Raw genomic sequence first — 23,805 nt, forward strand, 5'->3', positions numbered from 1 at the left:
GCGGCTGCGTCAGCTACCAGCGACTGCTGTTGCGCCTCCCAGACCGTCGACGAGGGTCGGGAGGAAGAAAGGGATGGACAGCGCCGTCGGCCCGATCGCGGAACCGGCTTCCTGGCCGACGAATCCGGCGACGGCGCCCTTCGCGACGGCCGGAATCTGCCGCGACACGTCCGAGGTCAGGAACTCCTGCAACGCCTGGTCGGTGTCGACCTGGGTGAACACGATGTCCGCGTCGATCTTCGAGATGTTCTCCGCCGAGACGGTGGTGGAGAACGGCGATTCACCGTTCGAGAGGGACGTCACCGATTCGGGCGTGGTGAATCCGAGATTCTCGAGCAGCTCGACGCGAGGATCCGTCGGCAAGAGCAGGTAGTAGACGTCTGCTGCCTCGGACACGTAGGCGATGGATCGACCGTCGAATTCGGGGTGCTGATCGCCGGCGTCGGTGACCTGTCGATCGAGGTCGGCGACGAGGTCGCGGGCTGCGTCGGCGCGGCCGAGAACCTCCCCGGTGGTGGTGATGACGTCACGCCACGGCGTCGACCACAGTTCTTCCGGCGGTGCGACGACGGGGACGCCTGCCGCGGTCACAGCGTCGTATTCGGCCTGGGTGAGGCCGGAGTGCGGTGCCATCAGCACGTCCGGGTCGGTGGCGAGGAGTTGTTCGACGGGGAGTTCGTACGCCGAGTTGTCGAGTAGTACCGGGGTCGGCCCGCCGAGGTCCTCGATGGCGTCGGACACCCACGGGTACATCAGGTCGTCGCCTCCGCCGTATTCGGCCGACGGGATGGCGACAGGTACGACGCCGAGGGCGAGGACTGCGTCGGTGGTGCCGAATCCCCAGGTTGCGACGCGTTCCGGTAGTGCTTCTACTGTTGTCTCGCCGTACATGTGGTCGACGGTGACCGGGAAGGAACCCTCGGCTGCTGGTGTGGCAGCCGAGTTGTCGGCGGGGTCGGAGGCGCTGCATCCGGCCAGTGCGAGGGACGCGATTGCAGCAACGGCGACTGCGGTGATGTGTAGCTTCATGAAGATCCTGTACGTCGAACGATGCGGACCTTCAGGTTAGCCTTCGCTTACTCAAGGGAGTGGATCGGCCGGGGAACGTTTAGGCAGACTCATCGTCGGGCACCGTAGTTGTATGAGCGACACAACGAAGGTCACCGTAGAACGCACCATCGAAGCTCCCGTCGACGCGGTGTTCGATGTGCTCTCCAATCCCGAGCGGCATCAGAAGATCGACGCCTCCGGCTTCATTCGCGGCGTGGATCATGCCGATCGCATTCAGAAGGTCGGTGAGGTGTTCACGATGAACATGGCCGGCGATCACATGGGCGGCGAGTACCAGACCGACAACCACGTCACCGGTTACGCCAAGGACAAACTGCTCGCGTGGACCACCGCGCCTGCGGGCACCGAGCCTCCCGGGTGGGAGTGGTTGTGGGAGCTGGAATCTCAGGGTCCCAACGAGACGCTGGTGCGCCACACGTACGACTGGTCGAAGGTGACGGACAAGAAGCTTCTCGAGAAGGTGAAGTTCCCGCTGGTCACGGAAGATCAGTTGAACAGCACGCTGTCCTTGTTGGACGCGGAAGCGACAACCTGATCGGTCTCAGCCCGACGTAGTTCTCAGCTCGACGTAGTTCTGACTCCGCCGCGCTCACTGCCCTCGTATCGAGACGGGCGGTGGGCGCGGCGTTGTCGTGCGCGGGTCAGTTGACGCGGTCGGCGAATCCGGCGGGCAGGTCCGACGGCGCGGCGGAGATGATCGTGTCGTCGTCGGCCCCGACGTTCTCGAACAGAGTGATCTTCGCGAATTCCGGCACGACGTAGATGGGGTAGGTAGGCCCTGCGTCGCGGTAGGCGCGCATTTCGTCGAGGTGGTCGTTCTGGTAGAGAACGGTTTTGGTGCCGTCGAGCTCGATCCACTGTGGGAAGAAGATGGTGCCGTGCAGGCGTCGCTTGCCCGGCAGAACGTTGACGACGACGGAGGTTCCTGTCGGCTCGTTCCACGAGATCTTGTAGACGTCGTCGTCGAACTGCACCAGGTCGACGGCTTGATCCTTGACCCATCGTCCGCCGACCATGCCGGTGTGGATGCGGTAGTCGATGGTGGTGGCGTTCTTGACGTACATCTCGTATGGCCAATTGTTGGCGTAGGTGTAGATGAAGCGGTGTCCGACGATTCCGCTGAGATCCTGTGGGGGAATGGGATTCTGCACTGTGGTCATACTTTGATTTTGCCACAAAACTAGTATGGTCACAAAACTATCCTGTGGGAGCATGGTCACATGACGTCAGATGCGAGCGAACTCGCTCGTCGGCTCGGCCCGCTGCGACGCGCCCTGTTGCGCGCGACCCGGACCGCTGCCGACCTGCCCGACATCCCCGATGCCCAGATCGAAGTCCTCCGCGCGTTGGTCGAGGATCCGTCGTCGACGCCGGGTGGGCTGGCGACCCGTCTCGATCTGGCGCGATCGACGGTCAGCAACCTGGTGAAGGCGATGGTGACCAACGGGCTCGTCGAGCGGACCGCGGCGACGACGGATCTACGGAGTGCGCAGCTCTGCGCCTCGCCGAAGGCGGTCGAGTTGCTGGCGCGGTACGACAGGTCGAGCTCGCAAGTGCTGTCCGACGCCCTCGCGACGCTCCCCGAGCGCGATCGGCGTGCGGTGGCAGCGGCGTTACCCGCGTTGGCGGCGATCACGCAGGTGCTCCAGCGGCCGTGATCGACGGCCTAGGTGGCCTGAGGCGTCGCGCTGTTAGGCGCAGCGGAGTGATCGCCCGCGATCCTGCCGGTGCGCTTGACCGCCCAGACGATCAACGCGATGGGAACGACCCAGTTGAGCAGGAGGTTGCCCGGGTGGTTGTTGGTCATCTCGGTGGACGACGCCAGTGCACCGGCGATGACGTGGCAGACGGCCATCGCGAACACGACGCCCGCCCACATCGCGCTGATGGACTTGTTCTTCTCGTGGAATCGCGGGGTGCCCCAGTACTGCGGGTCCACCGAGTCGCGGGCGTACTGCTCGGTGAACGGCACCGTCACGACCGAGACGGCCATGACGGCGGCCAGCACGAACGTCGCGCCGCCGCGGCCGAAGTCGGCCAGGGCGTCGTTCAGGCCGCTGTTGCCGAGGAACCCGAGCAACGCGATGATCCCGAAGGTCACGATGCCGGCCGCGTCGATGATCTTGATGCCGCCGTTGCCCCTGGCCACGGACTTGGTGCGGCCGACGAACGCCAGCGCGAGCGAACTCACGCACGCCAGCAGTGCGGCGATCCCGACTGCGCTCGCGCCCATTCTCTCGGTCAGGATGGCGAACAGCGCCCAGGGCGCCAGGCCGAGGATCATCATTTTGCCGTTCATGGTGGGAGCCTTTCGACAGCACTGCGCCGGACTAGCGGAATTCGATGAGATCAGCTTCCAACGATCGGCGTGGCAGATCATCGGTGTAGGCACGCACGATTCGCTGCCACTCACCCGATATGTATGAATCGACGCGTTCCGCCGAGGTCGGCGCCGCCTCGGCGTTACCGTCGTAAGTATGAAGTTGCCGTCCACCGGGGCGCGCAGGTCGATCGTCGACGAGATCGACTCCGCGCTGGACCTGGCGATGAACGGCATCGGTCCGCGGACGCTGGTGGTCACCGCCGGGCCGGGCAGCGGCAAGTCGCATACGCTGCGTCGACTCGTGTCCGGCCGGGGCATCGAAACGCGGTGGGCGACGGCCGACGAGTTGTCCTGGCGTCAGCCCTATGCGGTGGCCGCGGCTCTCATCGGCGTCGCCGTGCCGACGACGGCTCCGGCCGGGTTCGACACCGAGCTCTATGCAGCGGTCGACTCGCTGTGCGCGGTTCGGCCGCAGCTGCTGGTCGTCGACGATGCGCACAACGCGGACGCGGGCAGCCTGGAAGTGTTGTCCCACCTCGCCGCGGCGGCGAAGGATCTGCCGTTGGTGGTGCTCGTCGCGCGGCGTCACCTGCCCACCCGTGAGCTGTTGACTCGGATGCTGGCCCGTCCGACCGTCCGCGAGTGGAATCTGCCGGCAATGGACGCCGCGGATCTCGAGGTGCTGGCCCACGAGGTACTCGGTGCGTGGCCGGATGCCGCGTTGTCGACACTTCTGGCGCGGTCGGGTGGTAACCCGATGCACGCGTTGACGATGCTGACGGAGCTGCGTGCGCAGGGCACCGTCGTCGTGAAGGACGGCAGGGCAACCGCGCCGAGCATGCTCGACGCGTCGGCGTCCAGCAGCTTGGAATCCGCCATTGCGGAACAGCTTTCGCTGCTCGACGCATCCTCACGTGATCTCGTTCGCAAGCTCGCGGTGTGGGGCGGGCCTGCCACACTGGCCGAGCTGGCCGACCTCGGAGACACGTCGGCCGCGGTGATGGTCGGGGCGGCGCAGACGGTGATCGACGCGGGCATGGTCGACGCGTCGCCGAGCGGGGAGTTGACGTTCACGCACGACGTCTATGCCGACGTGGCGTACGACGGTCTGGCGCCGCCGCTTCGGGCGATTCTGCACACGGAGGTCGCGCGTCACCACGAGGCCGCGGGCAACCGACAGATGGTGGCGCATCACCTGCTTGCGGCGGGCGGGGACGAGTCGGTTCTCGGTGCGGCGGTGAGCCGGGCTCAGGAGGAATTGCAGTACGTTCCCGCGGTCGCCGTCGACCTGTTGGGGACGGCGACGGCAACCGTGGCAGGGTCTTTCGAGCTGGACCTGGCGACGGCACTGGCGCGCAGCGGCCAGCTCGCCCGATCGGCCGAGGTTGCAACGCAGGGTCTGTCGAACGCGACCGATCCCGCCGTCGTGCCGTTGCTGTACCGAACGCTGCTGTTCACCTCGATCGCGCAAGGAAAGTCGCAGCACGCGCTCGGGTTGATCTCGTCGACGCTGCAGATGCCCGTCGACGACGCCACCCGCGCGGGTCTGCTGGACACGCAGCGGTACGTCTCGCTGTTGGAGGGCGTCACCCCGGTGCCCGGCGGGGAGCTGGGGGCCGTTCAGGGACCGGTCAGTGTGTTGGTCACCGAGGCGCTGCGACGGTTTCTCTCCGGCGCTGTCGACAGTGGGTTGAACCTTGCGCTCGAAGCGTCTCAGCAGGAAGGTGCGGTGGGCGCAGGTTTTCAGCTCAGCACGTCGGCGGATGTCTGGCCGCCGTTCATCGAGCTGTACGCGCACGGACCCGTCGCGGCGGAAGCGCTGATGGACCGCGCTCAGCAGCTGCGGACCGACCGCGGCGCGGCGTGGATGACGGCGTACCAGGACTTCACCCGCGGAGGCATCGCGATGAAGAGAGGCCGGCTCGACGACGCGGCCGCGCACATCGACGCCGGGTTGGAACGCGCGGGCTCGGCGGACATGGGGTGGACGTCGATCGCGGAGGGCACCCGCGCTCAGATCGACCTGTACCGAGGCGACGTGGAGGCGGCGCTCGCGCGGCTGGATGCGTTCGAGAGCTCGGGCCAGCCGCATCAGTTCGGACTCCCGATCTGCGGGATGACGCGGGTGTCGTTGCTCGAGTCCGGCCGCAAGTTGTTGCCTGCGGTGGCCGCGGCCCGCAGGTATTGGGGTGGGGCCAGGGCGTTGGGGATCTACGGGTGGCTTCCGTCGTTCGCCGTCGATTGCGCTCGCCTGGCTCGGCGGACCGACGACGGTGAGTTCGCCGCGGAGATCGTCGACACCCTCGCGGAGATTTCCGATCCACTGCCCGTCGCGAGCGTCGGACCGGTCGCACTCGCCCGGGCACTGTGCGCGGGTGATTCGGAGGCCGTCGTCGCGCAGGCCGTTCGGAGCGCGGAGAACGCTCGCCGGGAAGGAAACGTCATCGCCGAGGCCGCAGCCTGGGAAGAAGCAGCGTGCGAGCTCGCGGCGTCGGGAGACAAGACCACTGCACGTGAACATGCACGGACCGCGCTGCTGATCACTCAGAACATGGGCGCCACCGCGTTGTCCTCGCGAATTGCCATGCGCCTGCGCCCGCTGGGCGTGCGGTTGGATCCACGGACCGTCCGAGAGCGACCGCGGACGGGATGGGACAGCCTCACCCGGACGGAGACGACCATCGCGGACATGGTGGCGAGCGGTCGGAGCGGCCCGGAGATCGCGCAGAGCCTGTTCATCTCCCAGCGCACCGTGCAGACGCACGTCTCGCACGCACTGACCAAGCTGGGCCTGCGTACCCGAGTGGAACTCGCCGCCCTCGTCGCCGGCCGCCGGGAGTGACTGGCAGGGATATCTACGTGCTCTGACCGATGTTCCTCCACGGTGCCGAAGACCAGGATCGAAGCATCGCACCGACGAACGGGAGTCCCCTCATGACGAACGACACGCTCACCACCGACCCGCACCGGCCGGCGCCCGTCGACGTCGTCCACCACACTCACCTGAACGGTGTGTTCGCCCCGCAGCGCGAGGAGGTGGACGTCGTGGATCTGCCTGTCGTCGGCGAGATCCCGGCCGACCTGAAGGGCAGTTACCTGCGGAACGGACCCAATCCGCGTTTCGACCCGATCGGATCGTTCGTCTTCCCGCTCGACGGCGACGGGATGGTTCACCGGGTCAGCATCGCCGACGGCCGAGCGTCGTACACCAATCGATTCGTTCGGACGCCGATGGTCGAGCTCGAAGAGCAACGCGGAGAGGCGATCTGGTCCGGTGTGATGGACGGGTACACGCCGCCGGCGTCGGTCGTCGGCGATGCTCTCGCCGGCACCACCCGTCAACTGCCGGACATCAACATCGTCGATCACGCGGGCAAGCTCCTGGCGATGGCAGAAGGCGACCGGCCGTACCTGCTGGACCGCGAGAAGCTCGCGACGCTCGCGCAGGAGGACTGCGACGGTGCGATGCGGGTCGGCAGCACGGCGCACCCCAAGATCGATCCGCATACCGGTGAGATGGTGCTGTTCAACTATTCGCTGGAAGCGCCGTATCTGACGTGGTCGATCGTCGGCGCCGACGGCCGGGTGTTGTTGTCGCCGACTCCCGTCGACGGTCTCGACAAGCCGTACATGATTCACGACATGGCGCTGACGCAGAAGTACGTGGTGCTGTTCGTCAATCCGCTGGTGTTCGACCTCGCCGCTGCGATGACCGGTGGAGCGCTGCTGTCGTGGCAGCCGGAGCGGGGCACCCGCATCGCGCTGATTCCTCGCGACGGTGGTGCAATTCGGTGGATCGACACGGAGGCGTTCTGGGTGTGGCACTTCGCCAACGCCTTCGACAATCCCGACGGCACCGTCACCGTCGACTACGTCGAGCATCTCTTTCCCGGCGGACTCACGAAGCCGACGGGCGTCAACAACCCGGCGTTGACGCGTGCACTGCTGAATCCTGCCACCGGTGCGGTGAGCCGTACGCAGATCAGTGACCGGTTCGGTATCGAATTCCCGCGCGTCGACGACAGGTTGCTGACGCTCGATCACGGCCGCATCGCCACCGTCGGAAAATCCGAGGTCGACGACGGATTCCTCGAATCACTGTTCTTCCACGACGTGCACTCCGGGCGCGACGAGGTGTGGTCTCCCGGAGTGGCGATCGGCGAGCCCATCTACATTCCGGGTGAGACACACGATTACTGGGGTGCGATCGGCACCGACCCCGAGGATCTGACATCCCGCTTCTACATCCTGGACGCCGACAATCCAGCGGACGGGCCGCTGGCGACGATCGAGCTGCCCATCCGTGTTCCCGCGGGGTTGCACGGCATTTGGGTCCAATAAGGCGCGCCGTACCGTCATCGGGTAGAGGATCGAACCCATGAAGACGTTCGTACGGAAACTGACGGTGTGTGGGGCAGTGGTGATCGGTGCGGTTCTCGGTCCGGTGGCAGTCGCGTCCGCGGAGGTCACGGTGCCGTTCCAGATCGACCCGGCGCCGTACGGAAACACCAACGGCAGCTTCGATTCGCCCGAGGTCCGCTGCGTGGCGGTACTCGGCGAACAAACTGGCGTCGCCAGGATCACCAGCCCGGCCGACGGCAGGCCTGGGTGCTATCAGGTCGCCGACGTGCGCTGGCTGAACCTCTCCACCGGAGCGTCGGGTGCGGCCCGCATGTCCGACGGATTGGGCGGCGCACAACGCGAGGCAGTACTCACGACCGGGCCGGGACAGGTCGCTGTTGTCGCCGTTCCGGCCTACGCCACGACGGTTCCCGGGTTCGCCACCTTCTACGTTCCGTAGTTCGACAGTCGAGCTAGCCCGTCGACTCGTCGTCGCGTGGTGGGTGTGGCACGTTCTCGTCGTCGACGTGTGCGCCCACGGCAGTGTTCTCGTCTGCCGGGTGGTCGCGGGGGCCGTCGTTGGTGCCGTGGGATTCCACTGCGGCGTCGGCGTCGCTGGGCATCGTCATGAGGTCTCCTGGGGTTCGAAGCTCGGTCTAGCGCCGCGGACGCGGTCGAGGAGAGTGTGCCCGTTTCGGCGGAAACTACACAGGACTCGAGGGAGCTACTCAGGTGCCCGGCCGGATGCCTGTGTAGATACCGGGCACTCGAAAGCGAAGGGGCGGTTCGTCGTACTCCTCGAGGGCGTGCGCGGTCCACCCGGCGATACGGGATAAGGCGAACAGTGCCTCCGGGGTATCGGGCCGGAGACCGAAGGCGCACGTGAACGTGGCGAGCGCAAAATCGGAGTTGGGGAACGTGTCGAACCGATCGCGCATCTCGTCGATCACGATGTCCGCGGCTGCCACCACGGCGGGGTCCGCGCCGCTAGCCGGGTCGCGCAGCAGTCGGAGCAACTCCTGGGCGCGCGGGTCCCGGTCGGTGTAGATCACGTGGCCGAACCCCGGCACCCGCTCGCCGGATCGAAGGTGTTGTGCGAGTGCGGAAATCGGGTCGACGCGTGCGGACATCATGAACCGGTACGCCGGCTCGGCCGCGGATCCGTGCAGTGGTCCGTCGATGCACCCCAAGCCTGCGGCGACGACCGAGTAGAGGTGGGCGCGCGTGCTGGCCGCGACCCGCACGGCGAGCGTCGACGCCGCCAGGCTGTGATCGAGCATCAGCACGAGGGCGGATCGCAGTACGCCCAGCCCGCGAGGGTCTGATGTCTCCGATCGCACTGCAGCCCACATCGACTCCGCGACGGAGGTGTGCGGCGCCGGTCCGGTCAGAGAGGCGGCGACGGTCGCCAACAATTGGCCGGCCTCGGAGACAACCGATTTCGGACTGATGTCGACCCGCATCGGGCGGTGGGTCGCGGCGACGTCGACGGCGAGGCGGATGCGGTCGATGAACCGGCACTCCGGCGACAGTGAGGCAGCGGCATCTCGGCACTTCTGTGCCACAACGGAATCGATGCGGAAAGACCGCTCCGAGTCCAGTTGTCCCGTCCACACGAAGTGCGCTACCGACTCGAACGAGTAGGCGGTCAGGTCGACGGCGTTGCGGCCGCGGTAGTACAGGTGATCGTCGTCCAGCAGGGTGATCCGAGTTCTGATCCGTTCCACCGTCCCGATGTCGGTGCGGCGTGCGGTGTCGCGACCGGCGAGTGCTTCGACTTCCTCGACGTCGAAGACGCTGCCCCTGACGCCGGGGAGGCGACTACTGGTCAGCAACCCGCGGCTGACGTAGGCGTAGACGGTTTCGGGTTTGACCCCCAACCGGGCGGCGGCCTGGGCGGTGGTGAGGAGATCTCGGCCGTCGGGGGATGGCATGTTCGCCTCTCGGTTCGGCGTGCTGAACATTGACTCTATCAACATTGACAACGATCAATGTTAACGCGGATCGTGGTGGGTGACCAGCAGAGGAGAGATGTCATGAGCGTTCTCGACGCCCCGCGTGGGCTACACAATGTCGTCGTCACGTCCACGTCGATCGGTGACGTCCGAGGCGACGAAGGTTTCTATCACTACCGTCAGTATTCGGCGATCGACATCGCCGAGAGCCGCACTTTCGAGGATGCGTGGTTCCTGATGGTGGAGGGTCGTCTGCCGAACCTGTCCGAGCGAGCAGAGTTCAGCCGTACGGTCGCGCCGCTGCGAGTCCTGCCGGCCCAGGTGCGCGAGGCCGTGGCGTCGGTCGCCGCGACCGGTCCGGAGCAGCCGCTTCTGGCGCTGCGCACGGTTCTGTCCGGCATGCCCGGCGCTGTTCCGCTGTACGAATCCACCGAGGCCGACAAACGAGCGACGGCGTTGCGTCTGTGTGCGGTGACGCCCACCGTTCTGGCTGCGGTCCATCGCCTTCGGTCGGGTCAGGAGCCGATCGAACCGCGGGAGGATCTGACGACGGCGCAGAACTGGCTGTTCATGATCAGTGGCGACGTTCCGAGCGACGCTCATGCCAGGGCGGTCGACCGGTACCTGACGGCGACCATCGATCACGGGTTCAATGCGTCGACGTTCACGGCGCGAGTGGTCGCGTCGACGGGGTCGGACATCGCCTCCGCCGTGTGTGCGGCGATCGGCGCGTTCGCCGGTCCGCTGCACGGAGGTGCGCCGGATCGGGCGTTGGACGGGCTGGATCAGATTGCCGACCTGGCGGACGCGGATTCCTGGGCTCGCACGAAAATCACAGCGGGTGAACGCATCATGGGGTTCGGTCACCCGGTGTATCGCACCGAGGACCCCAGGTCGGTGATGCTCCGCGAAACGGCGCAGCAGCTGGGAGGCGAACTGATCGACAAGGCCGCGCAGGTGGAGAAGGTGATCGCCGCGGCGCTGGCGGATCTGAAACCGGACCGGAAGCTCTACGCGAACGTCGAGTACTACGCGGGCGTGCTGATGGAGCTGTGCGGGATACCCAGGTCCATGTTCACGCCGACCTTCGCGTGCAGTCGGATCGTGGGGTGGTGCGCCAACATCGTCGAGCAGTCCGCGGACAGTAAGATCATCCGGCCCATCGCCCGGTACGACGGTCCCGAGGCACCCCAGGCGCTTCCTGCGCTGTGACGTGTTCGGGTGTCCCGGGGCCGCCGCGCCGGCGTCGGATATATCTTGTGGTGGATGCGTATCGCGGTGGTGGAGGACAACGACGGACTCGGTGAGGCGCTGGTCGAGGCGCTGACCGAAGTCGGCCACGCGCCCGTTCGGATGCGCCGCGGAGCGGATGTACTGCTCGGCTACCACGACATGGACGTCGTGTTGCTCGACCTCGGGCTGCCGGACATGGACGGGCTCGAGGTGCTGCGCAAGCTCCGAACTCTCAGTCCGGTGCCGGTCGTGGTGCTGACGGCGAGGGACGACGAGCGTTCGGTGGTGCGCGCGCTGCGCGGCGGTGCCGACGATTACGTCGTCAAGCCCGCTCGGCTCGGTGAACTGCATGCGCGGCTGGAGGTGGCGGCGAGGCGTCGCAGTGCGGCGGCGGAGTCCTCGGCGGACCGAGTGGTGCTCGGCGATGTCGTGGTCGATCTCGTGGGCCGCGGCGTCGAAGTCGACGGCACGGACATCGGGCTGACGACCAAGGAGTTCGACCTGCTGGCTCACCTCGTGACGAGGCGGGGTGAAGCCGTGAGCCGCGAGCAGTTGATGGACGCCATCTGGGGTGATGCGTACGTGGCGATCTCGCGCACGCTCGATGTTCACATGACGGCGCTGCGGGCCAAGCTCGGGCGCCCCGGGGCGATCGTCACCATCCGCGGCTTCGGTTACCGCTGGGACACCTGACGTGCGACGCCGGGTGCTGGTCGTGTTGATGATCTACTCCATCGTCGTCGTGCTCGCGCTTGCAGTGCCTCTGGCGGTGTTGGTGGGGCGGGAACGCGTGCAGAGGTTCGGCGAGAACCGTGCTGCGGCAGCGACGTTCTTCGCGGAGTTGTCCTCGCGGGAGGACGAGTCCGGGGTTCCGAGACTACGAGAGTCCGTGCAGCGCTACCACTCTCTGTACGGCGAGGGGCTCGCCATCGTCGACCGGGGCGGTGTGGTGCGTGCGTCGGCGGGTATCGACGTCGGCCGGCCCGACGTGCAGGAGGCCGTGTCGGGAGCACTACGTAACCAACGCGGCGACGTCCCTTCGAGTTTGACGCCGTGGGCCCAGTCCGAGGTGTTGGTCGCGGCTCCCGTCGGCGGTGGAACACAGGTGGACGGTGCGGTGGTGATCGATGCGTCGACCGATGCGGCGCGTAGAGACGTGGCGGTGGCGTGGGTGGTCATCGGCGCAGGTGCGCTGCTGATCCTGGTGTCCGTGGCAGTGATCGCTGCTGCGTTGTCGCGCTGGGTGGTTCGGCCGTTGACGGCGTTGTCGTCGCGTGTGCAGTCGTTCGGAGACAAGTTCCACGCCGAGCTGCCGGCGGAGGAGACGCCGAGGCCGGAGTCGACCGAGTACGTCGGGCCGCCGGAAGTGCGTGAGCTGTCCGGTGCCTTCGACGCCATGGCCGACGACGTGGAGGCGGCCACTGCGGCTCAGCGTCGGCTGGTCGCGGACACCGCCCATGCGTTGCGTAATCCGCTGGCTGCGCTGCGTATTCGACTGGATGTGCTGGGTATGAGGGTGCCGGATTCGGCGTCCGAGGCGCACCTGAAGACGACTCTGGAGGTGGACCGGCTGAGCACCGTCGTCGAGGATCTTCTCGTCCTGGCGGCTGCCGAGACGCCGGCGAGCGCGCGACCGACAGGGTGCGACACCGGGGCGGCGATACTGGGTCGCGTCGAATTCTGGTCGACCACACTGGCCGTCGCGGGGATGTCCTTCTCGCTCGCCGTCGCCGACGATGTGCCGTGCGCAGCGTTGCCGGAGGACGACATGATCAGGATTCTCGATGCGCTGCTGAGCAACGTCACAAAGTATGCGGGCGCGGGTTCGTCTGTCGAGATCGGGTGCCGAGAGAGCGACGGCCACGTGCTCGTGTGGGTGGCGGACTCGGGAGGGGGAGTACCCACGGGTGAGTTGCCGAAGGTGGTCGACCGGTTCTATCGGGCGCCGGGGGTCGGGGGTGAGGGCACGGGGCTCGGCCTGTCGATCGTCCACGCCTTGACCGAGCGAGCAGGAGGGTCCTTGCAGGTCAGTGCGGGTGTGCCGTCGGGTCTGCGCGTCGAGCTGGCAGTACCGGCGGTCCTTTCCTAAGAGAGTGTTAGGAAATCGGAAACGGTTTTGTTCGGGGCTGTGCCTGGGGTCACAGTAGGGGCAGACGGTTGCCGTACACCTCGCGGCGACCAGCACGAGCCCCTGTGTGGAAGGACTGCCCATGGCCAACGAGGCCACCTCGACCGCTGACTCACCGCGGTCCGCACCCGTTTCGTCTCCCGCGGCGACCCGGCGCGCGGTGTTCAACACGCTCCGCGGGTCGTCGGGCAACCTCGTCGAGTGGTACGACGTGTACGTCTACACGGTGTTCGCGACGTACTTCGAGAATCAGTTCTTCGATTCGGCGGACAAGAACTCGACCGTGTACGTGTACGCGATCTTCGCCGTCACGTTCCTCATGCGTCCGGTGGGTTCGTGGTTCTTCGGCCGCTACGCCGACCGGAACGGCCGACGTGCTGCGCTGACGTTCAGCGTCTCGATGATGGCTGCGTGCTCGCTGGTCATCGCGTTGACGCCGGGACGCGAGAGCATCGGTGTGTGGGCAGCGGTCATCCTGATTCTGTGCCGTCTGGTGCAGGGCTTCGCGACGGGCGGCGAGTACGGCGCGTCGGCGACGTACATGTCCGAGGCCGCGACGCGGGAGCGTCGGGGATTCTTCTCGTCGTTCCAGTACGTCACCCTCGTCGGTGGACATGTGCTCGCGCAGGTGACGCTGCTGATCATGCAGGCGTTCCTGGACCGGGGGCAGATCGAGGAGTTCGGTTGGCGCATCGCCTTCTTCATCGGCGGTGTCGCTGCGGTGGTGGTGTTCTGGCTGCGTCGCAGCATGGACGAATCGTTGACGAAGGATCAGCTGGCGGCCGTGCGCAGCGGTGCCGACCGTGCGTCGGGCTCGATGAAGGAACTCGTGCTGAACCATTGGCGCCCGCTGCTGGTGTGCTTCATGGTCACGATCGGCGGCACCATCGCGTTCTACACGTACAGCGTCAACGCTCCGTCGATGATCAAGACGGCGTACGAAGACCGCGGCATGACCGGCACGTGGATCAATCTCTTCGGCCTGATCTTCCTGATGTTGCTGCAGCCGATCGGCGGAATGATCAGCGACAAGGTCGGTCGCAAGCCGCTGCTCGTGTTCTTCGGTATCGGCGGTGTCCTGTACACCTACGTACTCATCACGTATCTGCCGTCCGCGACGTCGGTGGTGGAGTCGCTCGCGCTGGTGTGCGTGGGTTACGTCATCCTGACCGGCTACACCTCGATCAACGCGATCGTGAAGGCGGAGCTGTTCCCGTCGCACGTGCGTGCGCTGGGCGTCGGCCTCGGGTATGCGCTGGCGAACTCGGCGTTCGGTGGCACTGCGCCGCTGATCTACCAGGCCGCGAAGAACGGTGGCCACGTCCCGTGGTTCATCCTCTACGTGACGGTGGTGATCGCGGTGTCGCTGGTGGTCTACATCTTCGTTCTGCGGAACAAGTCCGAGACGGTTCTGGACCGGGAACAGGGTCGCGCTTTCCAGTAAGCGACCTCGTCTTAGGGTGAGAACCATGGCCCAGCCCGCAGCGCTGTTCTCGAGAAGAGCAGTTCTGCGGGCTGTCGGCGTAGTTGCCGCCGGTGCAGTGGCAGGGTCATCTGTGTCGTGCTCGTCGGAGCCGTCGCCTCGCGTGCGTCTCGCGGCCGGTGAGATCGGCGGGTTCTTCTGGGAGTTCGGCGGACTGCTCGCCGACGCGGCCGCGGGTGCCGGAGCGGCCGACCTCGTCCCGCTGACGACCGAGGGCTCCGTCGACAACCTCGATGCGCTGCAGGCCGGGCGAGCCGAGTTGGCGATGACGCTCGCGGACGCGGCCTACGACTACCCCGCTCGGGATCTGACGGCGGTGGGGTGTGTGTACGAGAACTACTTCCAGGTCGCTGTGCGCGCCGATTCGGGGATCGAGTCCATCGACGACCTGCGGGGGCTGTCCGTCAGCATCGGCGCTCCTGGTTCCGGCGCGACGCTGGTGTCCCGCCGGGTGCTCGATGCGGCCGGGCTGCCCGGCGCCGTTCGCGAGGTGCAGTTGTCGATGAACGAGGCTGCAGATGCGTTGTACGCCGGCGACGTCGACGCGGTGATGTGGGCGGGTGGGTTGCCGACGCCTGCGTTCGCCGATCCTCCGACACCGGTGCGGCTACTCGATCTGGGCGGAGTGGTCGCGGGTCTGAGGAGCGAGTTCGGGACCGCGTACGAGGCGGTACCGGTGCCGGCAGGTGTGTACGGCGAGCACCCCGAGGTGACGACGGTAGGCATCCCGAATCTGCTGCTGGTCCGCCCGGATGTGCCGGACGAGACGGTCGCAGCGCTGGTGAGCGTGCTGCTGGACAGCTCGTCGGCGTTGGTTCCTCGCCAGGCGATCGGCAGTCAGTTCCTCGACGCCCGGTCGCTCGTCATGACCGGTGCGATCCCGCTCCACCCGGGCGCCGAGGCGGAGTACCGCCGCAGGCACGGGTGAAGGCGCGTTCGTCCGTGAGCCCATGAGCAAGGGCTCCCGGGGAGTCAGTGGGGTCTACAGGGTGACCTTGTGCCCGACGACGGTCGGGGTGCTGAAGTAGGGGTCGAACTGCCACATGAACTCCTCGATCGGGAAGGTCGAGTTCTGATCGAGCGGTCCGATGTCGGTGCGCGGCTCGCCGATGCGTTCGGTGCGAGCGACGGCGATGGAGGTGCATCCGGCGCCGAAAGGGGTGGTCAGGCCTCGACGGAGGCGCCGCAGATGCTGCACTGTTCGAGTTGCCGGCGGCTCCAACGCGCGACAGGGATGAAGAACACCGTGAACTGTGTGTAGGTCCGGATCCGCGACCACTGGGTGGTGTTGTTGCACCGGGGACACGTTCGGGTCTGGCCTGCGCCGAGGTGTTTTTGCTTGCTGCCGTAACCGAAGAGGAAGAACACCCGGCCAGCCTAGCGATTTTTGCTCGGACGCCGCGGTGCTTGCGCAACACCTCTGGGCTTGGCCGACTAGGCAGCGGGGCGGCGTTGTCGGTGGAAGCTGGGTATCGGTTTTCGTTCGGGGTCGATGGCGGCGGGTGGGATGACGCGGGGGTGGCCGTCGATACCGAAGTCGATGTCCCAGCCGTGATTGTGGACGAGGCGGTGGCAGTCGCCGCAGATCAGGACCAGATTGGTGAGGTCGGTCGGCCCGCCGTCCTCCCAGAAGACGATGTGGTGCACCTGGCACCACATCGCGGGGAGGCCGCATCGGACGCAGCATCTGTCGCGGACGGCCACGGCTGCGCGTTGCTCAGGAGTGGCGAGCCGGACTTCGTTCCCCATCGACAGGGGAACGTCGTTGTTGTCCAGGATGATTGGGTTGAGGTTCGCGTCGCAGGCGAGAAGGCGTGCGAGGCTGCGACTCAAGGGCCCTGTCCATTCGAGCTGGAACGGCCAGTCCGGGTCGCCCATCTTCGGCGACCTGTGTGTGGCGCCGGAAGTGTCTGTGCCACTCGTGGTGTCCGGTGATGCAGAACGGGCTCTGTCAGCGAGAAGGTCACTGAGGTTCACGGTGACGTTGACCGTCGCCGGTGGTGTTCCCGGCCCGGTGGAACGCGTGCCGCCACCGACGATGTCGAGGAGCCGCGACAACCCGTCGGCCTGACGCCTGGATGCATTGCGGGGATCACGGGTGCCGTCGGGTTGAGGTTGTGGCCGCGAGAGCGGGGACAGTGCTGACCGGAGCTTCTCGCCGAGAACCTTGTCCACGTCCCCCTTGAAGCCCAGGCGTCCGTTGGCCAGGAGGAACAGCTCGAGCTTGTTGAGCGTAGTGTTCTCCGATACCGGTTGTGGCGGAGGGTTGTTCAACACATCGGTGTCAGGGTCGGGATCATCCCCAGCATCGTCGTCGGGCAGGGGCTGTCCTTGCTCTTCTGCTTCGCGTTCTTTCTGTTTGCGTGCTTCTTGTCGTCTGAGTGCGCTGTCGTATCGGGCGCGGGCGTCGTCGATGACTGCGTGCACCAAGACCTGAGCGCGCTGCTTGACCTGGTGGGCGGTGCCGTCCATGGCGGTCGCGAGTAGGTCTGCGACGGCTGCGGCCAGGCTTTCCTCGGAGAGCGTGGAGTCCGCGCCGCTGATGTTGGTGTAGCCGTCGTGGATTTCCTTGACGTGGTCGACGAAGATGTCGCTGGTGGCGAGGGCCTCGGTCACCGAAGGCCATCGGCTGAGCCAGTTGGCAGTGACGAACTGCCGGGTCGAGTTGGCGAGGGTGACACGGGTGCCCGAGGCGATGTAATGCTGTGGCGTCGAATGCCCTGTCTTCAGGTTCAGGCCACGCCGGGCGAATTCGTCGAGCAGAACGTATTTACGTGCGGCAGTCTGATTCTGGGCGTGGGTGAGCTCGGTGATGGCGGCGATGACGTCTCTGTCCGAGAGTTCCGCTGCGGTGCTCGAGTCCCCCAACTTCTGCATGGGGGGAAAGGTACCGCGACCCACCGACAGGTTTTGGATTCGGCCGTCAGGCCGGCTGTTTCGCCCCTCGCCACGCGCGTGAGGACAGAAGTCTCATGCCGTTGAGAGCGACCAGCACGGTGGAGCTCTCGTGCCCGGCGACACCGATGGGCAGGGGCAGGGTTCCGATCAGGTCCCAGGCCACGAGCACGACGATGAACGTGCCGGCGATGACTAGGTTGGCGACGACGATGCGGTGGGCTCGACGCGACAGTTCGATCACCTTGGCGAGCGCGGCGACGTCGTCGCGCACCAGGACGGCGTCGGCGGTGTCGAGTGCGAGGTCGGAACCTTTGCGGCCCATGGCAACCCCGGTGTCGGCGGCCGCGAGGGCAGGTGCGTCGTTGATGCCGTCGCCGAGGACGAGGACCAGCTGTTCGCGTGCTTGCAGTCCACGCACGGCGTCGACCTTGCCCTCCGGCAGCAATCCGGCTCGCACGTCGGAGATTCCGGCGCGGCGGGCGATGTCCTGCGCCGATCCAAGGTTGTCGCCGGTGATCAGCACCGACGGGGCGCCCGTCAGACGCTCCAGCTCGGACACGGCGCCGTCCACCCCGGGGCGGATGGTGTCGACCAGAGCGATGATTCCGGCGGGAACGTCGTCGACGGTGACGACGGCGGCGGTCGTTCCGTGCGTTCGGATGTCCGGCGGGAACGAAGACGTGTGAGAGGCATCGGGTTTGGACACCCTGATGTGCCGTCCGTCGACCTGTGCGCGTACGCCGACGCCCGGTGTCGATTCGAAATCCGATGCCGGAGGTAGCGTAAGCCCGCGGTTACGGGCGTGGTCGACTATTGCGACTCCTACCGGGTGCTCGCTTCCCACTTCGGCGGACGCGGCCCATCGCAGGACGTCGGTGTGATCGAATCCGCCCAGTGCGTCGACCCGTTCGACGCGAGGTGTTCCCTCGGTGAGGGTTCCGGTCTTGTCGAAGGCGACGACGTCGGTCAGGCGCAGCTGTTCCATCACGACGGCCGACTTGACGAGGACTCCGTTGCGGCCGGCGGTTGCCATCGCGGCGAGCAGGGGCGGCATGGTCGCGAGGACGACCGCGCACGGCGACGCCACGATCATGAAGGTCATCGCGCGCAGCAACGCCGACTGCAGGTCGCTGCCGAGCAGTAGTGGAATCGTGAACACCGCTGCCGTGGCGGCCACGACACCGGTCGAGTAGTACTGCTCCACCTTCTCGATGAACAGCTGCTTCTTCGCTTTGGTCTCGGATGCGCGCTCGACCATCGTGACGATTCGCGCGATGACGGTGTCCGACGGGTCGACGTCGACTCGGACTCGCAGCACGCCCGTGCCGTTGATGGTCCCGGCGAACACGTCGTCGCCGACGGTCTTGAAGGCCGGGACGGATTCGCCGGTGATCGAGGACTGGTCGATGTCGGATCCACCGTCGACGACGGTTCCGTCACCGGGGAGGCGCTCGCCGGGGCGGACGACGACGATGTCTCCGACGGTCAGGTCCGTCGCGTCGATTCGGTGTTCGGTGCCGCCGGCGTCGAGCCGGACCGCGGTGTCGGGCGTCAGGCCCAACAGGCTTCGGACGGAGTCCGCGGTTCGCTCGGTGAGGACCGCCTCCAGCGCGCCGGACGTCGCGAAGATGACGATGAGCAGTGCCCCGTCGAACACCTGCCCTATCGACGCAGCCCCGATGGCGGCGACGATCATCAGCAGGTCGACGTCGAGTGTCTTGTTGCGAAGCGCGCGTAGACCTTCGAGCGCCGATTCCCAGCCGCCGACGGCGTAGCACGCCAGGTACAGCGCCCAGTAGAGCCACGTCGGCCCACCGGTGATCTGCACGAGCAGCCCTGCCGCGAACAGTGCGGTGGCGGCGAATGCCCACCGGACTTCGGCGACTGTGAGCAATCGGATGCGGGTGGCGGTCCCGGTCCGAGGGCTGTCGATCGACGGAGACGGGGCGGTCCCGATGGAAGTCATGACGTCACGCTACCTCATCACATGAAGACCTATACATGTGAACATAAACTATGATCGTCGAATGGGACATGGAGTCGAGGGACGCACCACTCCTCCGGCGCAGCTCGATGCGGAGTCTGCCGCGACGGTGGCAGCGACGCTTCAGGCGTTGGCGACGCCGAGTCGGCTACGCATTCTCACCCAGCTCCGGCAGGGGCCCAGCGGCGTCAACGACCTCGCCGACGCCGTCGAGATGGAGCAGTCCGCTGTCTCCCATCAACTCCGACTGCTCCGAGCGATGGGGTTGGTGACCGGCGCACGATCCGGCCGCAGCGTCATCTATCGCTTGTACGACAATCACGTCGCCATGCTGCTCGACGAGGCGGTTTATCACATCGAGCATCTCGGCATGTCCGTGCCGGACATCGACTCCGACGCGGACTCAGCGACCGGATCCTGACCCGAGTCCGACGCTGACGGGTCCTGGCGTGCCGCAGCATCCGCCCACTACCGAGGCGTCGGCTTCGGGATCGTCGAACAACCCTGCTCCGCCGCAGACGCCGGTATCCGGTAAACGTAGTTCGACGGTGCGAGCGCTCTCGGGGTCGCCGGACAGTTCGGCGGCGATGCTGCGGACCTGTTCGTAGCCGGTCATCGCCAGGAACGTCGGTGCCCGGCCGTAGCTCTTCATGCCGACCAGGTACAGCCCGGGCTCGGGTTGGGTGAGCTCGTCCACGCCGTGCGGGTAGACGGTGCCGCAGGAGTGGACGTTGGGATCGATCAACGGCGCCAACGACCGTGGTGCCTGCAGTGTCGGGTCGAGGTCCAGACGAACTTCGGACAGCCAGGTCAGGTCGGGTCGGAACCCCGTCAGCGCGACGACGTGGTCGACGCCGTCGATCCGGCGTCCGTTGTCGCCGAGGAGTGTCAGTGTGCCGTCGCCCTGCAGGATCGTCTCTGTCCGGAAACCGGAGACGACCTGCAGGAGGCCGTCGTCGATGGCTTTCTTCGCGCGGAGGCCGAGCGCACCGCGTGCGGCGAGCTCGTCGGATTCGCCTCCGCCGAAGACCGATTCGGTGACCGCGCGCCGCACGGCCCACGTCAGCGTCGTGCCGGGGTTGGCCGCGGCCAGGTCGGCGAACGCGATGATCGCGGTCAGAGCGGAATGGCCACTTCCGGCGATGACGACGTGCGTGCCGGCGAAGCGTCTGCGTATCGACTCGTCCGAGAGGTCGGGGACTCGATACGAAATGCGATCGGCGGCAGCATGTTCCCCGACGGCGGGGAGTCCCTCGGACCCGAGCGGATTCGGGCTTCCCCATGTTCCCGATGCGTCGATGACTGCGCTGGCGAGGATGCGTTCCTCGGTGCCGTCGGTTCTTCCGATGTGAACGGTGAGAGGTTCGGTGTCACGACCGGCGTCGACGACACGGTCCCGCCCGCGGCGGGCGACGCCCACGACCTCGGAGTCGAAACGCACCGAATCGCCGAGAGCTGCGGCCAGCGGTGCGAGGTACTTCTCGACCCACTCGCGCCCCGTTGCGTACGCGCTACCGTCCGGTGCGCGCCATCCAGTGGGTTCGAGGAGGCGTCCGGCGGCCGGGTCGACGATTTCCGACCACGGCGAGAACAATCTCACGTGATTCCATTGCGCAACAGCAGAACCGGCCGAGTATCCACGTTCGAGGACCAGGACGGGAGTGCCGGCTTCGGTGAGGTGGGCTGCGGCGGCAAGGCCGATGGGTCCTGCTCCGATGACGACTACTGGGTGAGCGGACATGACGGTGACGTCCTTTCGTCGAGGCCTAACGGAGTATGCGTCGGGCGAGATCGTCGACGCGGGTGGCGATGTCGTCGCGCACGAGTCTCATGCGTTCGATACCGTCGATTCCGCGTTCCGACGGCTCGTCCGTGTCCCAGTTCTCGAACGTCGGTCCTTCCACGGCGTCGACTTTCGCTTCGGTGCCGAGAGTGACGACGTAGTCCATCCGGGCGAGGAGTTCGGGGTCGATGGGCTTGGGGCGTTCGCCGGTGAGGTCGACGCCTACTTCCAGCAACGATTGCGCAGACAGAGGATTGACAGTACTTCCGGGCGCAGTTCCGCCGGAGTGGATCTCGACGGAATCGCCGACGGCTTTGCGCATCAGTCCGGCAGCCATCTGCGACTTGCCGCCGTTCTTCACGCATACGAACAGCACGCTCGTCATGGGTACGTCCTTTCGAGTGTGAACCGCTTGCGTAGAGCCAGGGATACGTACACCAGTCCGACGAGGACCGGTACTTCGATGAGTGGTCCGACCACTCCGGCGAGTGCTTGCCCGGATGTGGCGCCGTAGGTGGCGATCGCGACGGCGATGGCGAGCTCGAAGTTGTTGCCCGCAGCGGTGAATGCGAGTGTGGTGGTGCGTTGGTACCCCAGGCCCATCGCGGCGCCGAGGGCGTAGCCGCCGCCCCACATCACCGCGAAGTAGACCAACAGCGGAAGTGCGATGCGTACGACGTCGAGAGGCTGTGACGTGATCCGATCACCCTGCAGCGCAAAGAGAACGACGATGGTGAACAGCAAGCCGTACAGCGCCCACGGCCCGATCCTGGGAATGAACGTCGACTCGTACCACTCCCTGCCCTTGGCGCGTTCGCCGAAGTAGCGCGATGCAAAGCCTGCGACCAACGGGATGCCGAGGAAGATCAGCACCGACTTCGCGATCTGCCACGGTGACGCCTCGATGGTGGTCTGCTCGAGACCGAGCCATCCGGGAAGGACCGACAGGTAGAACCACCCGAGAACGGCGAACATGATCACCTGGAACACCGAGTTGATCGCGACCAACACGGCGGCGGCTTCACGGTCTCCGCACGCGAGGTCGTTCCAGATGATGACCATGGCGATGCAGCGGGCGAGGCCGACGATGATGAGTCCGGTTCGGTACTCCGGCAGATCGGGCAGGAATATCCACGCCAGAGCGAACATCAGTGCCGGACCCAGGATCCAGTTCAGCACGAGCGAACCGACGAGAAGCTTCCGGTCGCCGGTGACGGTGTCGAGTCGGTCGTAGCGCACCTTCGCCAGCACCGGATACATCATGATCAGCAAGCCGACTGCGATGGGCAGCGAGACGCCGTCGATCGACACGGCCGCCAGAGCGTCGTTCAATCCGGGTATCGACCGTCCCAACAGCAGGCCGACGACCATGGCCACGCCGATCCAGACCGGGAGGAACCGGTCCAGCGTCGAGAGCTTCCCGACGACGGTCGTGGTGCTCACGAGGTCACCGACGTCGTTGTGCCGAGGACGGTCGACAGTTCTTCCAGTGCAGTCGGAACGACCCAGTAGTACACCCAGGTTCCGCGTCGCTCGCAGTCGAGCAGTCCGCACTCCCGCAACACTTTCAAGTGGTGGGAAATCGTAGGTTGCGACAGGTCGAAGTGTGGCGAGATGTCGCAGACGCATGCCTCGCCGCCGTCGTGGCTGGCGACCAGGCTGAGCAAGCGCAACCGCACCGGGTCACCCAAGGCTTTGAACATGCGAGCCAGGTCTACCGATCGATCGACCGTCAGCGGCTCGCGAACCAGTGGCGAGCAGCATTCTCCTGCGGAGACGGCTTCGATCGGCAGGGTCTGATTCGACATTCGTCTATATTGACTCTTGTCGAATCAGGCGTCAAGGCCCGCGCAAAACCTAGGCCAATGCGAGGAAGAGTTTTTCCAGTTCGGCTTCGGTCATCGGCTCTCTGTTGTCGGCGGTCTCACCGGTCATGCATTCGCGAAGACCCGTTGCGACGATCTTGAAGCCTGCCTTGTCGAGCGCGCGGGATACGGCGGCAAGTTGGGTGACGACATCTTTGCAGTCGCGCCCGTTCTCGATCATGCCGATCACGCCGGCGAGTTGTCCGTGGGCGCGGCGCAGGCGGTTCAGTACCAGTGCGATGCTGTCTTCGTCGCCGATCATGGTGAGGCTCCTCGTTGTGCGGTGTAGCGAAGTGCGTCCCAGGTTACCCCCGGGGGCATGCCCCCAGTGCATCGATGGCTGCCTGCAACTTGGTGGTGGCTTCGGCGGCGACGTCGGCGAGCCCGGGTTCGCCGGTGGCCTGAACCATGATGTCCGGGTTCATTGCCTCGACGATCACCGATCCTGGCGTTGCGGTGTCGGCGCGGACGACCACGTTGCACGGCAGGAGCAAACCGATCTGTGGCATGACTCCGACGGCGCGGTGCGCGAGTGTCGGATTGCACGCACCGAGGATCAGGTACTGCTCCATGTCTTCGCCGAGCTTGGCTTTCAAGGTGGCTTGCATGTCGATTTCGGTCAGTACGCCGAATCCTTGGTCGGACAATGCTGCCTTGACTGATTGGACGACGGTGCCGAAGTCGGTGTCGGCCAACGTGGTGGACAGTGCGATGCTCATGGCTGAGATTCCTTTCGAGTAC

Annotated in this window: 26 protein-coding genes; 11 read left to right on the forward strand and 15 right to left on the reverse strand. The window is 66.1% G+C overall.

Going from position 1 to position 23,805, the window contains the following annotated elements; all coding sequences use genetic code 11:
* Positions 1 to 9: 9 nt before the first annotated feature.
* Positions 10 to 1,029, reverse strand: a complete 1,020-nt coding sequence (locus ACFULT_RS03990) for an ABC transporter substrate-binding protein (RefSeq protein WP_378480677.1) — start codon at positions 1,027 to 1,029, stop codon at positions 10 to 12.
* A gap of 112 nt (positions 1,030 to 1,141) precedes the next feature.
* Between ACFULT_RS03990 and ACFULT_RS03995 the strand changes: the two genes are divergently transcribed.
* Positions 1,142 to 1,606 carry an SRPBCC domain-containing protein gene (locus ACFULT_RS03995; protein ID WP_020110572.1) on the forward strand — a complete coding sequence of 155 codons (465 nt, stop codon included), beginning with the start codon at positions 1,142 to 1,144 and terminating at the stop codon, positions 1,604 to 1,606.
* Positions 1,607 to 1,712: 106 nt separating this feature from the next.
* Here ACFULT_RS03995 and ACFULT_RS04000 read toward each other — a convergent pair whose 3' ends face one another.
* Complete coding sequence (locus ACFULT_RS04000) at positions 1,713 to 2,231, reverse strand: phenolic acid decarboxylase (RefSeq protein WP_378480678.1); 519 nt, start codon at positions 2,229 to 2,231, stop codon at positions 1,713 to 1,715.
* Between the two features lie 60 nt (positions 2,232 to 2,291).
* On the opposite strand from ACFULT_RS04000, the gene ACFULT_RS04005 reads away from it, so the two are divergent.
* Positions 2,292 to 2,729, forward strand: a complete 438-nt coding sequence (locus ACFULT_RS04005; RefSeq protein WP_094719838.1) for a MarR family winged helix-turn-helix transcriptional regulator — start codon at positions 2,292 to 2,294, stop codon at positions 2,727 to 2,729.
* Between the two features lie 8 nt (positions 2,730 to 2,737).
* On the opposite strand, the gene ACFULT_RS04010 is transcribed toward ACFULT_RS04005, so the two are convergent.
* On the reverse strand, positions 2,738 to 3,370 hold the full coding sequence (locus ACFULT_RS04010; protein ID WP_037111843.1) for a hypothetical protein: 633 nt from the start codon (positions 3,368 to 3,370) through the stop codon (positions 2,738 to 2,740).
* Between the two features lie 178 nt (positions 3,371 to 3,548).
* On the opposite strand from ACFULT_RS04010, the gene ACFULT_RS04015 reads away from it, so the two are divergent.
* The 3 genes from ACFULT_RS04015 to ACFULT_RS04025 all read left to right on the forward strand — a co-directional run bounded on the left by ACFULT_RS04015 (position 3,549) and on the right by ACFULT_RS04025 (position 8,195).
* A complete protein-coding gene (locus tag ACFULT_RS04015; RefSeq protein ID WP_378480679.1) occupies positions 3,549 to 6,236 on the forward strand; it encodes a LuxR C-terminal-related transcriptional regulator in 2,688 nt (895 codons plus the stop codon).
* Positions 6,237 to 6,328: 92 nt separating this feature from the next.
* Positions 6,329 to 7,735, forward strand: coding sequence for a carotenoid oxygenase family protein (locus ACFULT_RS04020; protein ID WP_378480680.1), 1,407 nt, complete (start codon positions 6,329 to 6,331; stop codon positions 7,733 to 7,735).
* A 37-nt stretch (positions 7,736 to 7,772) separates the two neighbouring features.
* Positions 7,773 to 8,195 carry a hypothetical protein gene (locus ACFULT_RS04025; protein WP_378480681.1) on the forward strand — a complete coding sequence of 141 codons (423 nt, stop codon included), beginning with the start codon at positions 7,773 to 7,775 and terminating at the stop codon, positions 8,193 to 8,195.
* 13 nt (positions 8,196 to 8,208) lie between these two features.
* Here the strand turns inward: ACFULT_RS04025 and ACFULT_RS04030 are convergent, their stop codons facing one another.
* A complete protein-coding gene (locus ACFULT_RS04030) occupies positions 8,209 to 8,364 on the reverse strand; it encodes a hypothetical protein (RefSeq protein ID WP_167336912.1) in 156 nt (51 codons plus the stop codon).
* 99 nt (positions 8,365 to 8,463) lie between these two features.
* Complete coding sequence (locus ACFULT_RS04035) at positions 8,464 to 9,669, reverse strand: citrate/2-methylcitrate synthase (RefSeq protein ID WP_378480682.1); 1,206 nt, start codon at positions 9,667 to 9,669, stop codon at positions 8,464 to 8,466.
* Between the two features lie 102 nt (positions 9,670 to 9,771).
* On the opposite strand from ACFULT_RS04035, the gene ACFULT_RS04040 reads away from it, so the two are divergent.
* From ACFULT_RS04040 to ACFULT_RS04060, 5 genes are all read left to right on the forward strand, one after another.
* The gene (locus tag ACFULT_RS04040) at positions 9,772 to 10,902 is read left to right on the forward strand and encodes a citrate/2-methylcitrate synthase (protein WP_378480683.1); all 1,131 of its coding nucleotides are present in this window, start codon (positions 9,772 to 9,774) and stop codon (positions 10,900 to 10,902) included.
* Between the two features lie 54 nt (positions 10,903 to 10,956).
* Positions 10,957 to 11,616, forward strand: a complete 660-nt coding sequence (locus ACFULT_RS04045; protein ID WP_037111834.1) for a response regulator transcription factor — start codon at positions 10,957 to 10,959, stop codon at positions 11,614 to 11,616.
* A gap of 13 nt (positions 11,617 to 11,629) precedes the next feature.
* The gene (locus ACFULT_RS04050; RefSeq protein WP_378480907.1) at positions 11,630 to 13,012 is read left to right on the forward strand and encodes an ATP-binding protein; all 1,383 of its coding nucleotides are present in this window, start codon (positions 11,630 to 11,632) and stop codon (positions 13,010 to 13,012) included.
* A 121-nt stretch (positions 13,013 to 13,133) separates the two neighbouring features.
* The gene (locus ACFULT_RS04055; RefSeq protein WP_094719832.1) at positions 13,134 to 14,495 is read left to right on the forward strand and encodes an MFS transporter; all 1,362 of its coding nucleotides are present in this window, start codon (positions 13,134 to 13,136) and stop codon (positions 14,493 to 14,495) included.
* A gap of 25 nt (positions 14,496 to 14,520) precedes the next feature.
* Positions 14,521 to 15,462 carry a TAXI family TRAP transporter solute-binding subunit gene (locus tag ACFULT_RS04060; protein WP_378480684.1) on the forward strand — a complete coding sequence of 314 codons (942 nt, stop codon included), beginning with the start codon at positions 14,521 to 14,523 and terminating at the stop codon, positions 15,460 to 15,462.
* Between the two features lie 54 nt (positions 15,463 to 15,516).
* Here the strand turns inward: ACFULT_RS04060 and ACFULT_RS04065 are convergent, their stop codons facing one another.
* The 4 genes from ACFULT_RS04065 to ACFULT_RS04080 all read right to left on the reverse strand — a co-directional run bounded on the left by ACFULT_RS04065 (position 15,517) and on the right by ACFULT_RS04080 (position 19,398).
* Positions 15,517 to 15,732 (reverse strand): hypothetical protein, encoded by a 216-nt coding sequence (locus ACFULT_RS04065; RefSeq protein ID WP_378480685.1) that lies wholly within the window; start codon positions 15,730 to 15,732, stop codon positions 15,517 to 15,519.
* The gene (locus ACFULT_RS04070; RefSeq protein WP_037111830.1) at positions 15,699 to 15,902 is read right to left on the reverse strand and encodes a zinc-ribbon domain-containing protein; all 204 of its coding nucleotides are present in this window, start codon (positions 15,900 to 15,902) and stop codon (positions 15,699 to 15,701) included. The genes ACFULT_RS04065 and ACFULT_RS04070 overlap by 34 nt, the downstream gene beginning before the upstream one ends.
* A gap of 66 nt (positions 15,903 to 15,968) precedes the next feature.
* Entirely contained in the window at positions 15,969 to 17,411 is a 1,443-nt protein-coding gene (locus ACFULT_RS04075) for a DUF222 domain-containing protein (protein WP_378480686.1), read from the reverse strand.
* Between the two features lie 46 nt (positions 17,412 to 17,457).
* Positions 17,458 to 19,398: a heavy metal translocating P-type ATPase gene (locus ACFULT_RS04080; RefSeq protein ID WP_378480687.1), complete on the reverse strand. Its 1,941-nt coding sequence runs from the start codon at positions 19,396 to 19,398 to the stop codon at positions 17,458 to 17,460.
* Positions 19,399 to 19,459: 61 nt separating this feature from the next.
* On the opposite strand from ACFULT_RS04080, the gene ACFULT_RS04085 reads away from it, so the two are divergent.
* Entirely contained in the window at positions 19,460 to 19,837 is a 378-nt protein-coding gene (locus ACFULT_RS04085) for a metalloregulator ArsR/SmtB family transcription factor (protein WP_094654937.1), read from the forward strand.
* Here ACFULT_RS04085 and ACFULT_RS04090 read toward each other — a convergent pair.
* The 6 genes from ACFULT_RS04090 to ACFULT_RS04115 are packed head-to-tail and all read right to left on the reverse strand — an operon-like array spanning position 19,820 to position 23,783.
* The gene (locus tag ACFULT_RS04090; protein ID WP_378480688.1) at positions 19,820 to 21,157 is read right to left on the reverse strand and encodes an FAD-dependent oxidoreductase; all 1,338 of its coding nucleotides are present in this window, start codon (positions 21,155 to 21,157) and stop codon (positions 19,820 to 19,822) included. The genes ACFULT_RS04085 and ACFULT_RS04090 overlap by 18 nt on opposite strands.
* A gap of 25 nt (positions 21,158 to 21,182) precedes the next feature.
* Positions 21,183 to 21,584, reverse strand: coding sequence for a low molecular weight phosphatase family protein (locus ACFULT_RS04095; protein ID WP_037111821.1), 402 nt, complete (start codon positions 21,582 to 21,584; stop codon positions 21,183 to 21,185).
* Positions 21,581 to 22,642 (reverse strand): ACR3 family arsenite efflux transporter, encoded by a 1,062-nt coding sequence (gene arsB / locus ACFULT_RS04100; RefSeq protein WP_037111819.1) that lies wholly within the window; start codon positions 22,640 to 22,642, stop codon positions 21,581 to 21,583. Before arsB ends, ACFULT_RS04095 begins: the two co-directional genes overlap by 4 nt.
* Positions 22,639 to 23,007, reverse strand: coding sequence for a helix-turn-helix transcriptional regulator (locus tag ACFULT_RS04105; RefSeq protein WP_037139676.1), 369 nt, complete (start codon positions 23,005 to 23,007; stop codon positions 22,639 to 22,641). The genes arsB and ACFULT_RS04105 overlap by 4 nt, the downstream gene beginning before the upstream one ends.
* Positions 23,008 to 23,056: 49 nt before the next feature.
* A complete protein-coding gene (locus ACFULT_RS04110; protein WP_019665717.1) occupies positions 23,057 to 23,326 on the reverse strand; it encodes a metal-sensitive transcriptional regulator in 270 nt (89 codons plus the stop codon).
* 43 nt (positions 23,327 to 23,369) lie between these two features.
* A complete protein-coding gene (locus tag ACFULT_RS04115; protein WP_020110588.1) occupies positions 23,370 to 23,783 on the reverse strand; it encodes a DUF302 domain-containing protein in 414 nt (137 codons plus the stop codon).
* Positions 23,784 to 23,805: the final 22 nt, after the last annotated feature.

This window comes from Rhodococcus sp. NPDC057297 (assembly GCF_042667435.1).
GTDB lineage: Bacteria > Actinomycetota > Actinomycetes > Mycobacteriales > Mycobacteriaceae > Rhodococcoides.

What these genes read in the sequence shown, in the direction of transcription:
- ACFULT_RS03990 (WP_378480677.1), bottom strand. Translation starts at nt 1,029, where the DNA reads ATGAAGCTACACATCACCGCAGTCGCCGTTGCTGCAATCGCGTCCCTC.
- ACFULT_RS03995 (WP_020110572.1), top strand. Translation starts at nt 1,142, where the DNA reads ATGAGCGACACAACGAAGGTCACCGTAGAACGCACCATCGAAGCTCCC.
- ACFULT_RS04000 (WP_378480678.1), bottom strand. Translation starts at nt 2,231, where the DNA reads ATGACCACAGTGCAGAATCCCATTCCCCCACAGGATCTCAGCGGAATC.
- ACFULT_RS04005 (WP_094719838.1), top strand. Translation starts at nt 2,292, where the DNA reads ATGACGTCAGATGCGAGCGAACTCGCTCGTCGGCTCGGCCCGCTGCGA.
- ACFULT_RS04010 (WP_037111843.1), bottom strand. Translation starts at nt 3,370, where the DNA reads ATGAACGGCAAAATGATGATCCTCGGCCTGGCGCCCTGGGCGCTGTTC.
- ACFULT_RS04015 (WP_378480679.1), top strand. Translation starts at nt 3,549, where the DNA reads ATGAAGTTGCCGTCCACCGGGGCGCGCAGGTCGATCGTCGACGAGATC.
- ACFULT_RS04020 (WP_378480680.1), top strand. Translation starts at nt 6,329, where the DNA reads ATGACGAACGACACGCTCACCACCGACCCGCACCGGCCGGCGCCCGTC.
- ACFULT_RS04025 (WP_378480681.1), top strand. Translation starts at nt 7,773, where the DNA reads ATGAAGACGTTCGTACGGAAACTGACGGTGTGTGGGGCAGTGGTGATC.
- ACFULT_RS04030 (WP_167336912.1), bottom strand. Translation starts at nt 8,364, where the DNA reads ATGACGATGCCCAGCGACGCCGACGCCGCAGTGGAATCCCACGGCACC.
- ACFULT_RS04035 (WP_378480682.1), bottom strand. Translation starts at nt 9,669, where the DNA reads ATGCCATCCCCCGACGGCCGAGATCTCCTCACCACCGCCCAGGCCGCC.
- ACFULT_RS04040 (WP_378480683.1), top strand. Translation starts at nt 9,772, where the DNA reads ATGAGCGTTCTCGACGCCCCGCGTGGGCTACACAATGTCGTCGTCACG.
- ACFULT_RS04045 (WP_037111834.1), top strand. Translation starts at nt 10,957, where the DNA reads ATGCGTATCGCGGTGGTGGAGGACAACGACGGACTCGGTGAGGCGCTG.
- ACFULT_RS04055 (WP_094719832.1), top strand. Translation starts at nt 13,134, where the DNA reads ATGGCCAACGAGGCCACCTCGACCGCTGACTCACCGCGGTCCGCACCC.
- ACFULT_RS04060 (WP_378480684.1), top strand. Translation starts at nt 14,521, where the DNA reads ATGGCCCAGCCCGCAGCGCTGTTCTCGAGAAGAGCAGTTCTGCGGGCT.
- ACFULT_RS04075 (WP_378480686.1), bottom strand. Translation starts at nt 17,411, where the DNA reads ATGCAGAAGTTGGGGGACTCGAGCACCGCAGCGGAACTCTCGGACAGA.
- ACFULT_RS04080 (WP_378480687.1), bottom strand. Translation starts at nt 19,398, where the DNA reads ATGACTTCCATCGGGACCGCCCCGTCTCCGTCGATCGACAGCCCTCGG.
- ACFULT_RS04085 (WP_094654937.1), top strand. Translation starts at nt 19,460, where the DNA reads ATGGGACATGGAGTCGAGGGACGCACCACTCCTCCGGCGCAGCTCGAT.
- ACFULT_RS04090 (WP_378480688.1), bottom strand. Translation starts at nt 21,157, where the DNA reads ATGTCCGCTCACCCAGTAGTCGTCATCGGAGCAGGACCCATCGGCCTT.
- ACFULT_RS04095 (WP_037111821.1), bottom strand. Translation starts at nt 21,584, where the DNA reads ATGACGAGCGTGCTGTTCGTATGCGTGAAGAACGGCGGCAAGTCGCAG.
- ACFULT_RS04105 (WP_037139676.1), bottom strand. Translation starts at nt 23,007, where the DNA reads ATGTCGAATCAGACCCTGCCGATCGAAGCCGTCTCCGCAGGAGAATGC.
- ACFULT_RS04110 (WP_019665717.1), bottom strand. Translation starts at nt 23,326, where the DNA reads ATGATCGGCGACGAAGACAGCATCGCACTGGTACTGAACCGCCTGCGC.
- ACFULT_RS04115 (WP_020110588.1), bottom strand. Translation starts at nt 23,783, where the DNA reads ATGAGCATCGCACTGTCCACCACGTTGGCCGACACCGACTTCGGCACC.